Origin of the sequence: Fulvivirga sp. M361, from assembly GCF_007097395.1 — a bacterium.
Classification (GTDB): domain Bacteria; phylum Bacteroidota; class Bacteroidia; order Cytophagales; family Cyclobacteriaceae; genus Fulvivirga.
This window is the reverse complement of record NZ_VKDC01000020.1, coordinates 21,470-37,064: the sequence shown is the minus strand read 5'-3', so window position 1 is coordinate 37,064 and position 15,595 is coordinate 21,470. Positions and strand designations below refer to the sequence as shown.

Here is a 15,595-nt window from a genome sequence, read left to right as displayed (position 1 = left end):
AGCAAGAAGAGTTCTATTGAAAAAACTTTACTTTACTCCTGGTAGGGGTGTTGCCATGAATTTAATAATTTGCTCAAAATTCTAAAGAAATGAATTCCAAAAAAGTTATATTTTCTAACAAAAATGGTGAAAATCTATCCGCAAGCCTGGAAATGCCGGTTGGTAATCGTCCGGCTGCTTACGCTATTTTTGCGCACTGCTTCACTTGTTCCAAAAACCTATCAGCAGTAATTAATATTAGCCGGGCGCTGACCACACAGAATTTAGCGGTACTAAGGTTTGATTTTACAGGCCTTGGTGACAGTGAAGGGGACTTTTCAGATACCAATTTCTCTTCTAATATTAAGGACTTACAATCAGCTTACCATTTTCTGGAAACAAACTATGAGGCTCCAAGCATTATCATCGGTCACTCACTGGGAGGCGCAGCCGTATTGGCTTCAGCGGGCGCAATGAAAAACATAAAGGCGGTAGTCACAATAGGCGCACCGGCTGACCCGCTTCATGTTAAACACCTGTTCAGCGGAGGTATTGAAGAGATCAAAGCTAAAGGGGAAGCAACTGTATCCATCGGGGGCAGGCCTTTTAAGGTCAAAGAACAGTTTATCAACGACCTTGAGGAGAACGACCTTAGTCAAATTTTGAGTAAACTAAATAAGGCCCTGTTAGTTTTACACTCCCCACAAGATGGAATAGTAGGTGTAGAAAACGCCCGAAAAATTTTTGAAGGTGCCAAACATCCTAAAAGTTTTATCACCCTGGATAAAGCGGATCATTTACTGATCAATAAATCGGATTCCACATACGTTGGCCATGTAATAGCTGCGTGGGTCAGCCGGTACGTACAAGTAAAAGAGAACAAACAACTCGAAACAGATAAGCAAGTACTGGTACGGACGGGTGACGATGGTTACACCACAGAGGTAAAAGCAGGTAAACATTATTTCATCGCTGATGAACCAAAGTCAATTGGGGGCAAGGACTTAGGCCCAACACCTTACGACCTTCTTTTGTCTGCATTAGGTAGTTGCACGAGTATAACGCTTCGCATGTACGCGGACAAAAAGGGTATTCCTTTGGATGAAATAAGTGTACACCTTGAACATGATAAGGTCCATGCCGAAGACTGCAAAAATTGTGAAAGTAGTACGTCTAAAATAGATCGCATCCAAAGAGAGATAGAGTTAAAAGGGGACTTAACAGAAGAACAAAGACAACGCTTAATTGAGATCGCGGATAAATGTCCGGTTCACAGAACCCTTCACAATGAAGTCCAGATAATTACCAAAGCCCTGGATCATTGAATTTTCACATAATCTACATCACTTAATTTCCAGTCTATGACCAAACCCTTTCCTAAACCCTCCACCGCTTTTTTACCATATAATAGCTCGGAAAGGTAAAGAGCAGGGTCATAGGATTTAGCTCCACCTACTGAAGTGATCAGCTTTCCATCATGGACAAAGCTGACTCCCTCATGAACTTTTAAATGTGGGAATACGTCTTTATATTTCTGAATATCAGATGGAAATGTAGTGGATTCTTTTCCATCGACCAGGTCGGCTTGGGCCAATACAAAAGCGCCATCACATAACGACATAACGTAATCTACCGAGGTACCCGTGCTTTTGACAAAACGGATAAGTTCTCGATTTTCCAAGTCCTTACCCATACTATTCTCAGCACTCGGTACTATTAAAACATTAATTTGTGGTAATACATCGTGGAGATAAGAATAATCAGGAAGTATTCTCAGCCCTTCAAACGAAGTAATAGGGTCTTTGGTAGGTGCCACGGTGAACACTTTCATACCCTTTTCCGTATGAAAAACCGTGTGATGCAGGATATCCATTGGCGCCACCAATTCTGAGTTATATACACCATCTACTATAAGAAAAGCAACATTAAGTACTTTTTCAGGCATAATGGGTTTTATTTCTACCTGCGGTGTATCCTCAACTTTACCGCGTTCACATGACATCATTACCATTAGCAACCCTACGATAGCAAAAACTCTTTTCATAATATACTTGTACATTCAAACTGCAAATTAAAAAATAACCTGCTAAGCCGCTTATCCGGCCTGGTATAGTGTCGTGCGAACCATTCCATAATAGAAATGTTTGAAGGTAATTTTTTTATATCCAAGGTTATCAAAATATTCATCAAAGTTCAGCAAACGTCGACCTTCCATTCCAGTAGCTAAACGAAAAAATAAATACATCGCCCGGATCATAATGCGCTGCCATACTTTCGAAGTCTTTACAAAATCAGTTTGTAGCCATCGCCCGGAAAAAGTAAGATTCTGATGTATCTGGTCCATGATAACGGGTAATTTTTGCGCATTAAAGACATCCAGAAAAAATGCTGTAATGACCACATCATAACTTGCCTTTGGTATATTCGCTTCCGTGCCGTGAATAAACTTCACTTCAATATGTTTTAACTGGTGCTGCTTAGAAATTTTTAACATTTTGGCCGAGTGTTCCACATATGTCACGTTCACAGGTACATTTAATCGATCCAGACCCATCAAAATACCTCCCGTTCCACCACCTATTATGAGGACCGCATCCCCTTCCTTAATTGCATTTAAAAAATAGCACTGTGATCTTTTTAATGCATCTCCAAATACTATTCTAGCAAGTAAATCATAAAAAGGAGCTACAAAATCAAAATCACCAGACCTCACTTAGATAATATAAAGAAGTGGAAAAAGGAATATGCCATCTCCAAACCATCGATAATAATGACTTAAGGCCGTATGGGTCCTAAGCAGATATATGAAGAGTAGTACCAACCACATTGCACCAAGTATTACCATCAATGTGATAGGCACGGGCATAAGTAATCCTGCCAGTAATAAAAACCCAACCGCCGTAAATAGTAAGACCTGAATAAGTATGTGTGTCCTCGCCTCTCCTACAATAACAACTATCGAAGGAAAACCCGCGGCTAGATCAAAATCAACATCATAAAGTGAGAATATTAATAAGTTGAGCAAAGCTATGGATACAAAATGCAGGAAAAGAACGAAATGCCCTTCGATTAACGGCCCCTCATAAAGGCTTAGAGGTCCAATAAAAAGACCTGCTGAATAAATGATTGATATCATTAGTTCTTTATGCAAAAGCCATTTGATATGAAGCATATGTAACATAAAAAAGTAAATGAGCACACTACATCCCACTATTGCTCCCCATACTATGGTAACTTCGGGCAAACGAAACAAAAGTAATAGGACAAGTAACAATGCTAAAACAACTCCTGTAGCCAAAAGCCGAAAATACCTGTTATGAAAATCATGCCTTGCGCTATAAAGTATTTGTGTACTTTTTTTTACATCCATTAACCGATCGAAGGTATAGATCACCCAGACCGTTAACCCCAAAACCAACGGAACCTCCAAAGGCATTTGCACACTGAAGAGATGAGCTAGCGCCAAAGAACATATAACTGCTCCTCCCACCACATCAATGCTAAGTATATTAACATATTGGTAGGTTTTCATAAACGGTAATATAGACTTGTGCCTGATAGCTATCTTCCTAATTTATTTAATTCAAATGGCCTGGCTAATGGCTCCATAAAATGCACAAAAAAGAAAAGCCTGCAAAATGCAGGCTTCAATGTCAATATTTAGTGTATGGCTATTGTTTAACCTAAAGCCTCTGCCCCACCTACTATCTCGAGGATTTCTTTGGTTATAGCGGCCTGACGCGTTCGGTTATACGTTAATTTTAACTCCTTAAGAAGCTCTCCGGCATTGTCGGTCGCCTGATCCATAGCGGTCATTCTTGCGCCGTGCTCCGCAGCATTCGAGTCTAAAATTGCTTTATAAACCTGTATTTTTAATGTTTTAGGAATTAACTCTTCTACAATCTCATTTTTTGACGGTTGAAAGATATAATCCCTATCAAGACCTCCATTAGTACTTTCTTCCGGGGGCAACACAGGTAAAAATTGTTCCACTCTCATAATCTGAGTAGCTACATTTTTAAATTCATTATAGATGAGATCTACCCGATCATATTTTTTATCCAGGAAGCTTTTCATCGCAAACTCAGATGCCTTACGACTGTTATCAAAAGATACAGGCATGAACTGGTTCCAATAATCTCCAACTACATTAAAATTACGTTTCGTGTAATATTCGAACGCTTTTTTACCAATAGGTAAGATGGTAATACCACCAGCCGAAGATTCAGAAGCATAGTTATCCTCAATATGTTTTCTGGCTGCTTTGAATACATTACTATTAAATGCACCACACAGTCCTTTATCAGAAGTCACCACTATGAGCAGGACATTGTTTACAGGGCGTGCCTCGGAATATCCTGCACTTTCGCCTTCGCTCTGACCATAAAGGTTTTGAAGTAATGAAGACAACTTCTGTGCGTAGGGTCTCATCTCTGTGATATTATCCTGCGCTCTTCTCAACTTAGCTGCTGCCACCATTTTCATGGCTTTAGTGATCTGTTGAGTGGATGTTACCGACTGTATCCTGCTTTTTACCTCTTTTAAACTCGGCATTACCTTGTTCCTTTATTAATTAAACGTTTCGCGAACCTTTACAAGCGTCTTTATCAAGCGTACTGTTTTGTTAGATCTTTGGCCACTGAAGCTAACGTTTCCGTAGCACTATCTTCCAGCTTGCCTGCCTTAAGTGTATCCAGGACTCCCTGGTGCTTGCTTTTCAAAGTATCCAGGAAGTTTTGTTCGAATTCCTTCACCCTATCTACAGGCACATTATCCATCATTCCCTTGGTGGACACGTAAATAATAGCCACTTGCTCTTCTACCGGCACAGGAGAATACTGCGCTTGTTTCAATATTTCAAGATTTCTCCTTCCTCGTTCAATGGTCAATTTAGTGGCAGCATCCAGGTCTGAACCAAATTTTGCAAATGCTTCCAGCTCACGGAATTGCGCCTGATCCAGTTTAAGTGTACCTGCTACTTTTTTCATCGATTTAATCTGCGCATTACCTCCCACACGTGAAACCGAAATACCTACGTTAATGGCCGGCCGAATACCGGAGTTGAATAGGTTCGTTTCCAGGAAGATCTGTCCGTCTGTAATAGAAATCACATTAGTAGGAATATAAGCTGAAACGTCGCCCGCCTGAGTCTCGATAATAGGCAATGCGGTAAGCGATCCACCTCCTTTTACTTTTCCTTTCAATGAAGGGGGCAGATCATTCATACTTTGTGCTATATTCTCATTGTCATTGACTTTTGCTGCTCTTTCCAATAATCTTGAGTGAAGATAAAACACATCTCCCGGATAAGCTTCACGGCCTGGAGGTCTTCTAAGTAAAAGAGAAACCTCTCTATAGGCCACCGCCTGTTTCGAAAGGTCATCATATATTACAAGTGCGGGACGCCCGGTATCTCTGAAATATTCTCCTATAGAAGCTCCCGTGAAAGGTGCAAAAAACTGCATTGGTGCAGGGTCTGCAGCAGATGCAGAAACAACCACAGTGTAATCCATCGCTCCTGCTCTCTCAAGAGATGCCACCACTCCGGCTACAGTAGAAGCCTTTTGACCTACTGCTACATATATGCAGAAAACAGGCTCTCCTCTATCATAAAATTCTTTTTGATTAATAATGGTATCCAATGCTACAGCAGTTTTACCCGTCTGCCTGTCACCAATAATTAACTCACGCTGACCACGACCGATTGGAATCATAGAATCGATAGCTTTGATACCCGTTTGAAGCGGCTCACTTACCGGCTGCCTGTATATTACACCAGGTGCCTTTCGTTCTAGTGGCATTTCAAAGGTCTCACCCTGAAGCGGTCCTTTTCCATCAATCGGATCACCAAGTGTGTCTACTACACGTCCCACCATTCCTTCTCCTACCTTGATAGAAGCAATGGCTCCCGTTCTTTTTACTGTATCACCTTCTTTAATACCTTGAGATTCACCAAGTAAAACGGCCCCAACATTATCTTCTTCAAGGTTCAGTACAAGTGCTCTTAACCCATTTTCAAACTCCAGCAACTCACCGGATTGCGCTTTTGAAAGCCCGTAGATCCTGGCTACACCATCACCTACTTCTAAAACGGTACCTACTTCTTCTAGCTCAGCTTCCGTTTTTGCTCCGGAAAGCTGTTCTCGCAATATTGCTGAAACTTCGTCTGGTCTAACGTTCGACATTTCTTATTCTTTTAAAATTCTTTGATGTATGGATTATGACTGAATTTCAGCCCTAACGCTTTAAGTTTACTTTTTAGTGAATCGTCAATCTGGCGATCACCAATTTTCAGGATATAACCTCCTATTATTTCTTCATCTACTTTTTCCTGGATATTCACCTTATCCTTGGAGGAGATCTTCTTCACCAATGTTTCGATCTCGCCTTTAAGCTTCTTGTCGAGAGGTATTGCTGTAGTAACCGTAGCTACTCCCACACCTTTAAGAGCATTGTATTGTTCGTGAAATTCTTTTGCTATAGAAGGAAGAATCGCTTCTCTGTTCTTCTTAGTGATAATATCGAAAATAGACAGCGTAAGTACGTTGACATTTTTCTTAAAAATTTCATGCAGGATAGCTCTTTTCTTATCATGTTTCACAATCGGATTTTTAAGCATTAGCTTAAAATCACGATTCTGATCACATACCTGGGCAAATAACAGCATATCCTGGTGAACCTCTTCCAGTTTACCTTTTTCAGCAGCCAGTTCCAGTAAGGATTTTGCGTAACGTGAAGCAACTCTGAAATCAGACATAATCAGTTAACCTTTACGTCTTTAATAAAATCTTCAATTAACGCCTTCTGGGCTTTTTCGTCCTTCAATTCCTGACGCAATAATTTTTCAGTGATTTGTAGTGACAGTTCCGCCACTTGGGTTTTAACCTCGGCTAATGCTGCCTGCTTTTCAGTATTGATGGCATTTTTAGCATCTTCGATCATTTTTTCGGCCTGCTTAACAGCATCTTGCTTGGCTTCTTCTTTGAGATTATTTGCTACATCTCTCGCTTCCTTCAATATAACCTCTCTTTCCTGCCTTGCTTCTTCCAGTAATTTTTTGTTATCAGATTGAAGCGCAGCCATTTCGTCTTTAGCTTTTTCAGCTGAGTCTAATGCTTCCTGGATGGACTCTTCCCTGATCTTCAGTGACTGGACTATGGGTTTCCACGCCAGCTTTTTTAACAAGATCACCAAAAGTAGGAAAATGATGGCCTGCCATATAATGAGGCCTGTTCCGGGTGTTAATAAACTATTAGCGTACATATATATTCAATCGGTTTACCTATTTAATAAAGAGCTTATACCGGCCTAGCGCCAGGCATAAGCTCTTAACTTTTGTTAATTCAAAGCGATCAATAGACAGATCACAAGCCCAAAAAGAGCAGCAACCTCTATCAAAGCTGCGATGATCAACATCGCTCCCTGAACTTTACCAGCGGCCTCCGGCTGTCTTGCCATTGCTTCCATGGCAGAACCACCAATTCTACCGATACCTAATCCAGCGCCTATTGCAACTAAACCAGCACCGATACCTGCGCCCATAACGCCCAAAGTAGCTTCTAATAAAATTTGTAATAACATAGGTTTATATAATTATAATTAAACAAAAGTTCTGTGATCAATGATGGTCCTCCGTGGCCAACCCTATATACAGGGCAGAGAACATCGTAAAAACATATGCCTGAATAGCCGCCACTAATAACTCAATCAAATTGATGAATAATACAATAATGGTAGATCCTATCCCTACATAATAACTGCTAAATATGAATACCAGGCTGATTAAAGCCAACATCACAATGTGCCCGGCTGTAATAGCCACAAAAAGTCGCACAGTCAGTGAGAATGGCTTTGTAAATATTCCCAGGATCTCAACAGGTACAATAATAAATTTTAAGGGAAGCGGTACACCAGGAGTCCAGAAGATATGTTTCCAATAGTGCTTGTTCCCATTTATGTTAGTTACTATAAATGTAAATACAGCAAGTACCAACGTCACTGCTATGTTTCCGGTAAGGTTCGCTGCCCCAGGTAAAAGGCCTAGCAAATTCCCAAACAGAATAAAGAAAAACATTGTTAGCAGAAAAGGGAGAAATTTCTCGTAATTGGAACCAATATTCGGCTTAGCCACCTCATCCCGAATAAACAGAATGATGGGTTCAAAAAGTGACTGCATTCCTTTCGGGGCTTTTTTCGCATCCTTTTTATAAGCTTTTCCTACTGCCATAAAAATAATGATCAATAATGCCGCATTAATAAAAAGCATAAGCACTGTTTTCGATATAGAAATATCCAGAACAAAAGCCTCAGGGTCCGCAGCAAGGTGAATATGACCATCTACGAGAGTGTAATTACCATAGGGAACCACCTTATGATCGTCATTATAAAAATTACCGGAAGAAAATACTTCCAACCCATGTTGTTCAGAATAGACAATAACCGGTAAATAAAGCGTACCGTAATGACCGTCAAAGAAGTGCCAGACATGATCGTCCACGACGTGGTGCAAAATCACTTCACTTGCATTAAATGCCTCCCCTTCTCCGGAAGAAGCCCGGGCATTTGAAAAAGCCGTTACAAAAAATAGAATGATAAAGAAACTGGCCAGAATGGCACGTTTGAACTGACTTGCAATCATTTATCTTAGCTTATATAAGGGATTTTCAAATTGAGTGCAAAAGTAGTTATTAAAGCTTCTAAAAAAAATATTTTAAAACTTAATTTGGATCAGTTCTGAGGTGGTTTGACTAGGATTATTTTACGAAATAAAACTACCAGCTCGAGAAGGGTAAAACCCAGGTAAGCAGCAAAAAAAATGATCACATTGTCAACGGCTAATTCCCTATCCAGGTAAATAAGAATAAAGTTAAATATCCCAAAAACAATCAGGCGGATTACAATGGCACTGATAATCACATGGACAAAATAATCAGGGAACTTATCCAGAATTACTAATTGCAGTATATAGGCTAAGAAAGTTACCAATAATAGCACCAGTAAGATCAGCACTACATAGGTTAAGGTGGACAGTGGGTAAATTAAATTAATCAGGTAATACACCCCCATATAAACTATTATTAAAAGCAAAGATAACAGGAGGAATTTTATGGCTGAACGCTTGATGATAATCGATTATTTAGGAAGGCTGCGATAAAGTAAGTAGATAGACCCTATCAATGCAAGTATCACAAAAGACAATAAAAAAATGGGGAAGCGTAGTTCTAGTTTTGTATCGAGCCAATATCCGAATGCTCCAAATGCACCCAGGGTTAAAGTAAGTTGTATACCTAGCCCTGAATATTTTAGAAAAGAGTTATACTGCTTTGACTTCTCTTTTAACACTTGCTCCGTTAGATTGAGGATTACCTCCAATTTTAATCTCTTTATCGGTCACTCCCATTTTACAACCACCATTAAAGGCTGCTCCGGATTCAACGATTAGTTTGTTCGTAACTATATCCCCATGGATGACAGCGGTAGGCTTTAAGATCAATACATCCGTAATTCTGATATTACCTTTTAATTCACCTTCAACCTCAGCATTTTGAGCCAATACGTTGCCCTCAACTTTAGAAGATTGCCCTAATACAATTTTTGATTTGGTTTTAATGTCACCTAACACACGACCTTCTATACGAATATTGCCGTAGGTCTCAATATTGCCGTCAAGCACGGTACCTTTACCAATAATATTGCTTGAATTGCTTATTTCTTCGGCTACTTTGTGATCTTCTTTAGATGCAAACATGTTCTTAAGGTTTTCAGTTTAAAAAGTTACAAATTCTTCGGGGTTAACCGAATTGCCGTTATACCACAGCTCAAAATGTAAATGAGGGCCATCGGTGAGATCACCGGTGTTGCCGATAATAGAAATTATCTCCCCAGCATTCACAAAGTTACCAACTTCTTTTAACAATTCAGCATTGTGTTTATAAACGGAGATCACATTACCACGATGCTGAATAGCAATAACATACCCTGAGTCCTGGGTCCATGAGGCCATCACCACTGTGCCATCTGCCACTGATTTCACAGGCTCATTCTTTTTGGCAACAATATCCACCCCAAAATGGCCTTCCTGAACATGATATGGAGCGGATACAAATCCGTTGATCGGGGAAAAAAAGAATATATCCTGTAAGTCGTCATAGCCCTTAGAGGCAAAACGCAGTAAGGACAGGTCTGTCTGCTCAAATTCCTGTCTGAACTGAGAGTCCACCGGAGATAACCGTGTTACATCAATATCACTGTTTAGGACACTCCCATTATTCATTGTACCACCTTCGTATGCTTCATAGGCATCGGTTGTATCACCACTTAAGACCCGTTGAAAATTTCTGATAAAACGGTCTTTCTTCTCTATCTCATCGGCAAGAGAATCCACCCTGACGGTCAATTCATAAAATCGCTTGTTTGCCTCAATTTGTGCATGCCTGGGATCAAACCATTGAGCCAGTAAGGTCTTCACCAGGAGAAGACATAGTAACATGAGAATTATGAATACTGTAACCGCTAAAAGTATTACCTTCGCATACGTGAAGCTGAGGGTAGACTTTTCTGCAAAATTTTCTTCATTTCGAATGATAAGAAGGTATCTGTTGACCAACCAACTGGAAAGTGTTTTTCTTGCCCTCAATGCGTGATAGAATTATTCATTACATGCCCAAAAATAGATATAATAAACTATTATTGTATTAATTACATTGTTTTTTACGTTTGGTAGATATTATCAATAAATCACGCCGAAAAGGCCCTGATATGCGCTTTTCCGAACTTTTCATCTTTTTCATTGCCGGTCTTTTTTTATCAGCCTGTTCGGCCGAACGTAAAAATGTTATCAGTAAAACCTACCATAACACTACTGCCCGATATAATGCTTACTTCTATGCTAAGGAAAGCATACGTGAAATAGAAAAGATCCTGGAGGACAACAGGGATAATGATTATGACCGTATTTTAAAGATCTACCCAAAAGTGGATTCGGCACTCGCCGAATCTTACAAAGAGCAGACTGAAGAAGTCATAAAGAAGGCTTCAATTGCCATAGAAAGGCATAAAAACAGCAGATGGGTAGATGACAGCTATATATTAGTGGGCCTCGCCCGCTACTATAGTCTGGATTTCGTTAATGCTATCGAAACCTTTAAATACGTTAATATAAAAGGAGAAAGTGACGATGAACGACATCGTGCGCTTATTCATCTGCTGCGGACTTTTACAGAGTACGAAGAGTACAATAATGCCGTCAACGTTTCTGATTTTTTGAAAAAAGAAGATCTGAACAGGTCCAATGAAAAATACCTACACCTTAACCGTGCTTATTATTACGAGCAAATTGGCAATCTGGATAAAGAGTTAGAGAACCTGGTGAAGGCTGCTCCACTTTTAAAGAAAAAGGATGGCAAGGGACGCATTTATTTTATTATAGGACAGATATATCAGAAGTTGGGTTTTGGAGCGGAAGCATTTAATTACTACAAAAAATGTATTGCAAGTAATCCTGCCTATGAACTTGATTTCTATGCGAGGCTGAATATGGCCCAGGTAGCAGAAATAGGAAAAACGAAAGATGTTCGCGCTACACGAAGACTTTTCGAAAAACTTCTTAGTGATAAAAAGAACCGGGAATTTAAGGATCGCATTTATTATGAAATGGGTGAATTCGAAATGAAGCAAAACAACCTTGATAAGGCGATAGAGCATTATAAAGCCTCCTTACTTGAGCCTGGCTCCAAACCGAGGCAAAAGGGACAATCTTATTTGAAACTTGGCATCATTTATTATGACAGTCTGAGCAAATATGAACTCGCTAAGGCTTATTATGATAGCACGGTCACATCACTTCCGGAAGATTACGAGAATTATGATAAAATTAAAGCCCGACAGGAAATTCTTGCGGATTTTGTTGAGCAATTAAATACTATCCAGGAACAAGATAGTCTGTTAGCGCTGGCCCAGTTGGATAGTGTGGAAATAAGGGAAACGATTGATCGCATACTGGAAGAAGAAGCACTACAAAAAAGGTTAGCAGAACAAAAGATCCGGAAGCAGGAACGAAGAGCCAGGGCCAGCGCATTCAATGACGCCACAGGAATCAGCAGTGTGGGATGGTACTTTGGAAATGCTTCAGCAGTCGCCTTAGGTCAATCAGAATTCAAAAGAATTTGGGGAGACCGCCCGTTAGAAGACAATTGGCGTCGCTCTGACAAAGAATCCATACAAAAAGAAGAACAACAAACTGAGTCTACTGCCACACCTGGATCTGGTCCCGTCGCCTCTGGTGAAAACGGCGCTCCTGCAGAAAATGCTACTTCAGCTGCCGATGTTATGTTCAGTCAGATCCCCTTTACAGAGGAAGCGCAACAAGCTGCATTGAACCTGATAGAAAATGCGCTTTACAAGATCGGAAATATTTATAAGTATAACCTGGAAGAAAATGAAAATGCTATTGAAGCCTTTGAGTCTTTGTTAAATCGCTTTCCGGACACAGAATACGAACCCGAGGTTCTCTATCAACTTTATCTGATATATAAAGACCTGAACGATGAAAAATACCATGCCTATGAAAGTCTATTGGTTGAAAAGTATCCTAACAGCACATATGCTAAACTTGTGATAAACCCGAATTATACGGAAGAAAGTACAGCATCAAATGAATTACTTAAAAAGCTTTACAAAAAGGCATACAAAGCTTTTGAAGAAGAGCAATATGATTCCGCATTGCTGATTTTAGACTCCGGATTAAAAGATTATCCGGAAACTGTGTTCTCGCCCAGGCTAAGGTTATTACAGATATTGATCACTGGAAAAACAGATGATATCAACCTTTATCAATATCAACTCACTGAATTTGTTGAAAAAAACCCTGATGCAGACATTACGCCATATGCCAGCGAATTGCTGGAATCCTCACGATCTTACCAGGAAAGGCAGCGTAGAATTATTGGCACGGAATACATTAAGTACTTCGAAGAAAATCACTATTTCGTACTCATTTTTGAAGCGGATAAAAAATTGATCGATGATATAAGTCGAAAAATTGAAGGTTACAATAACGAGAACTTTAAAGAACAGAACTTACGTACAAGTTCATTAATCCTAAATGATAAGTATGTAATGGTAATGGTGCAGGATTTTGAAGATAAAGCTTCAGCATTTGGTTACTACAAGAAATATATGGATGCAGACCCGATAACTGAAAACGGTTTAAATTCAAAATTCTTTAAATTTGTATTAACGAAGAGTAACTTCAATATTTTTTACGATAGTAAGGATCCCGAATCCTACCTGAAATTTTTTGAAAAGAACTATACCAATGGGTCTTAAAGATAAATTGAACCAACGCAGTAAATGGTTTAAAATTGGTACGAAGGTTTTGTGGGCTTTTATTTTTTGCGCCCTCATCCTGGTACCTGTATACGTGTATACTGTAAGCAATAATGTATTTGGACTTTACGGCGGGATGCCAAGCCTTAAAGCGCTGGAAAATCCAGAAAATGACTTATCTTCTGAATTGATCTCTGCGGATGGGGTTTCTCTCGGCCGATATTATCGTTATAACAGGCTACAAGCCAGCTATGAAGAGCTTTCAGATGAACTCGTTACCACATTGCTGTCTTCAGAGGATCATAGGTTTTATCAGCATTCCGGAATTGATTTTATTGGATTACTTAGAGCTGCCAAAGGTGTATTAACTTTCAATTACGCCGGAGGGGGGAGTACCATAACTATGCAACTGGCGGAAAACCTTTTCAAAGGAATGACTGAGACTGATGGTAAGCTACTCAGTGTACCAGGCCTCCGGCAACTGATCATTAAAACCAAAGAATGGATAATTTCAGTACAACTGGAAAGTAATTTTACTAAGAAGGAAATCATAGCCATGTACCTGAATACAGTACCCTTTGGCAACAACGCTTTTGGCATAAAATCTGCCGCAGAGACTTACTTTGGAAAGGCCACTGATAGCTTAAATTACCAGGAGTCCGCGGTCCTGATTGGCCTGCTCCAGGGAAATACAGCTTTTAATCCGATCATAAACTATGATCGGTCTTTAACAAAAAGGAATGAGGTCCTGAACAAACTCCATCGCTTTGGTAATGTTGATATTATTGACGTTGATTCATTGAAGGAGCTCCCGATCGACCTTTCAAATTATGAAGTAACAAATCAAAACACAGGGTTAGCCACTTATTTTAGAAGTGTGATCAAAGGTACGCTCATGTCATGGTGCAAAGAGAACGACTATGATTTATGGGAGGATGGTTTAAAGATTTATACCACTATCGACAGTCGAATGCAGGAATATGCAGAAAAAGCTGTGGTAGACCATATGTCAGAGTTGCAAAAAAGATTTAATGAAAGCTGGAAAGGCAGGGAACCATGGCGCAACGAAGAAGGGCAGGTTATCAATAACTTCCTGTATACAAGCTTTAAAAGAACACCGCACTATCGAAAACTGGTAGAGAAATATGGCAGGGAATCAGATTCTATTAAAATTATAATGAACCTCGCAAAACCTATGAAGATTTTCAGTTGGGAAGGAGAGAAAGATACTGTAATGAGTCCGCTGGATTCAATAAAATACTACAAGCATTTTCTTCACACTGGTATGATGTCTATGGATCCACGTACCGGCCACATCAAAGCATGGGTAGGAGGTATTAATCACAAGTATTTCAAATATGATCATGTAAGACAAGGGAAGAGGCAACCAGGCTCAACCTTCAAATCCTTCGTTTATGGAACGGCTATTGAGCAAGGTTATCCTCCATGTTACGAAGTGGTAGATGGTATGGTGACCATACCTGTGCCAGGGGGCACGTGGTCACCACCCAATTCAGACGGCACCTATGGAACAGGCGAAAAGATGACGATACGCCAGGGCATGGCCAGGTCGGTTAATACGATCACGGCGCACCTGATGAAAGAAGTAAAACCCGAAAACGTTGTCAACTTCGCAAAGCGAGTCGGGATTGAAAGTAACCTGGAAGCTGTCCCTTCGCTAGCCTTAGGGGTAAACGATGTATCCGTTTTTGAACTCGTTGGTGCTTATGGCACGTTTGCCAACCTTGGGATATACACACGCCCTTATTTCATCAGTAGAATAGAAGATAAGAATGGTAATGTCATCGCTACCTGGGTACCGGAAACCCGGCAAGCTATCAGTGAACAAACAGCCTATAAAATGTTATATATGTTAAAAGGTGGAGTAGAAGAAGAAGGCGGCACTTCAAGAGGCCTCCCTATCGACCTAAAGTTGGATAATGACATAGGAGGTAAAACGGGAACCACTAATAATGCCAGCGATGGCTGGTATATGGGAGTAACAAAGGATCTGGTAACAGGCATCTGGGTAGGAGGTGATGAACGAAGTATACATTTTGAACGATGGTATGACGGACAAGGTGGACGTACTGCAAGACCGATCTGGAGCAAATACATGACCAATATATATGCAGATGAAGCACTTGGTTATGAGAAAGGCAGATTTCAAACCCCGATTAAAGGTATAGATGTAGTGCTTGATTGCAGTAAATACAAAACAGAAGATCTGTCTGACAGCACTGTAGTAACACAGCCAGCCTGGGACCCGAACGATCATCAATAGAAAACG

At 40.1% G+C, this 15,595-nt stretch carries 16 protein-coding genes; 3 read left to right on the top strand and 13 right to left on the bottom strand.

The genetic code is table 11. The annotated features are described in order from the left end of the window. The first annotated feature begins 89 nt into the window (after nucleotides 1-89). Nucleotides 90-1,304, top strand: a complete 1,215-nt coding sequence (locus tag FNH22_RS20180) for a bifunctional alpha/beta hydrolase/OsmC family protein (protein WP_143400247.1) — start codon at nucleotides 90-92, stop codon at nucleotides 1,302-1,304. On the opposite strand, the gene FNH22_RS20175 is transcribed toward FNH22_RS20180, so the two are convergent. From FNH22_RS20175 to FNH22_RS20115, 13 genes are all read right to left on the bottom strand, one after another. Beyond that, a complete protein-coding gene (locus FNH22_RS20175; protein WP_143400246.1) occupies nucleotides 1,298-2,023 on the bottom strand; it encodes a DJ-1/PfpI family protein in 726 nt (241 codons plus the stop codon). The genes FNH22_RS20180 and FNH22_RS20175 overlap by 7 nt on opposite strands. A 51-nt stretch (nucleotides 2,024-2,074) precedes the next feature. Further along, nucleotides 2,075-2,692: a class I SAM-dependent methyltransferase gene (locus FNH22_RS20170; RefSeq protein ID WP_143400245.1), complete on the bottom strand. Its 618-nt coding sequence runs from the start codon at nucleotides 2,690-2,692 to the stop codon at nucleotides 2,075-2,077. Further along, the gene (locus FNH22_RS20165) at nucleotides 2,693-3,511 is read right to left on the bottom strand and encodes a hypothetical protein (RefSeq protein ID WP_143400244.1); all 819 of its coding nucleotides are present in this window, start codon (nucleotides 3,509-3,511) and stop codon (nucleotides 2,693-2,695) included. It lies immediately after the preceding gene. A 146-nt stretch (nucleotides 3,512-3,657) separates the two neighbouring features. After that, complete coding sequence (gene atpG / locus FNH22_RS20160) at nucleotides 3,658-4,533, bottom strand: ATP synthase F1 subunit gamma (RefSeq protein ID WP_143400243.1); 876 nt, start codon at nucleotides 4,531-4,533, stop codon at nucleotides 3,658-3,660. A gap of 53 nt (nucleotides 4,534-4,586) precedes the next feature. Beyond that, entirely contained in the window at nucleotides 4,587-6,164 is a 1,578-nt protein-coding gene (atpA, locus tag FNH22_RS20155; RefSeq protein WP_143400242.1) for a F0F1 ATP synthase subunit alpha, read from the bottom strand. Nucleotides 6,165-6,175: 11 nt separating this feature from the next. Continuing rightward, a complete protein-coding gene (gene atpH / locus FNH22_RS20150; RefSeq protein ID WP_143400241.1) occupies nucleotides 6,176-6,736 on the bottom strand; it encodes an ATP synthase F1 subunit delta in 561 nt (186 codons plus the stop codon). A 2-nt stretch (nucleotides 6,737-6,738) separates the two neighbouring features. Then, nucleotides 6,739-7,242, bottom strand: a complete 504-nt coding sequence (gene atpF, locus FNH22_RS20145; protein WP_143400240.1) for a F0F1 ATP synthase subunit B — start codon at nucleotides 7,240-7,242, stop codon at nucleotides 6,739-6,741. 75 nt (nucleotides 7,243-7,317) lie between these two features. Beyond that, nucleotides 7,318-7,560: an ATP synthase F0 subunit C gene (gene atpE / locus FNH22_RS20140; RefSeq protein ID WP_143400239.1), complete on the bottom strand. Its 243-nt coding sequence runs from the start codon at nucleotides 7,558-7,560 to the stop codon at nucleotides 7,318-7,320. 37 nt (nucleotides 7,561-7,597) lie between these two features. Beyond that, nucleotides 7,598-8,617 (bottom strand): F0F1 ATP synthase subunit A, encoded by a 1,020-nt coding sequence (gene atpB, locus FNH22_RS20135; RefSeq protein WP_143400238.1) that lies wholly within the window; start codon nucleotides 8,615-8,617, stop codon nucleotides 7,598-7,600. 89 nt (nucleotides 8,618-8,706) lie between these two features. Further along, nucleotides 8,707-9,066 carry a hypothetical protein gene (locus FNH22_RS20130; protein ID WP_143400237.1) on the bottom strand — a complete coding sequence of 120 codons (360 nt, stop codon included), beginning with the start codon at nucleotides 9,064-9,066 and terminating at the stop codon, nucleotides 8,707-8,709. 45 nt (nucleotides 9,067-9,111) lie between these two features. Beyond that, complete coding sequence (locus FNH22_RS32965; protein WP_185154325.1) at nucleotides 9,112-9,321, bottom strand: AtpZ/AtpI family protein; 210 nt, start codon at nucleotides 9,319-9,321, stop codon at nucleotides 9,112-9,114. Continuing rightward, complete coding sequence (locus FNH22_RS20120) at nucleotides 9,293-9,727, bottom strand: polymer-forming cytoskeletal protein (protein ID WP_143400236.1); 435 nt, start codon at nucleotides 9,725-9,727, stop codon at nucleotides 9,293-9,295. The genes FNH22_RS32965 and FNH22_RS20120 overlap by 29 nt, the downstream gene beginning before the upstream one ends. An 18-nt stretch (nucleotides 9,728-9,745) precedes the next feature. Beyond that, nucleotides 9,746-10,615 carry a M23 family metallopeptidase gene (locus FNH22_RS20115; protein WP_255518113.1) on the bottom strand — a complete coding sequence of 290 codons (870 nt, stop codon included), beginning with the start codon at nucleotides 10,613-10,615 and terminating at the stop codon, nucleotides 9,746-9,748. Between the two features lie 122 nt (nucleotides 10,616-10,737). Here FNH22_RS20115 and FNH22_RS20110 point away from each other — a divergent pair, with 122 nt between their 5' ends. Further along, nucleotides 10,738-13,305 carry a tetratricopeptide repeat protein gene (locus tag FNH22_RS20110; RefSeq protein WP_143400235.1) on the top strand — a complete coding sequence of 856 codons (2,568 nt, stop codon included), beginning with the start codon at nucleotides 10,738-10,740 and terminating at the stop codon, nucleotides 13,303-13,305. Continuing rightward, nucleotides 13,277-15,589, top strand: a complete 2,313-nt coding sequence (locus tag FNH22_RS20105) for a transglycosylase domain-containing protein (protein ID WP_255518112.1) — start codon at nucleotides 13,277-13,279, stop codon at nucleotides 15,587-15,589. The genes FNH22_RS20110 and FNH22_RS20105 overlap by 29 nt, the downstream gene beginning before the upstream one ends. Nucleotides 15,590-15,595 lie beyond the last annotated feature (6 nt).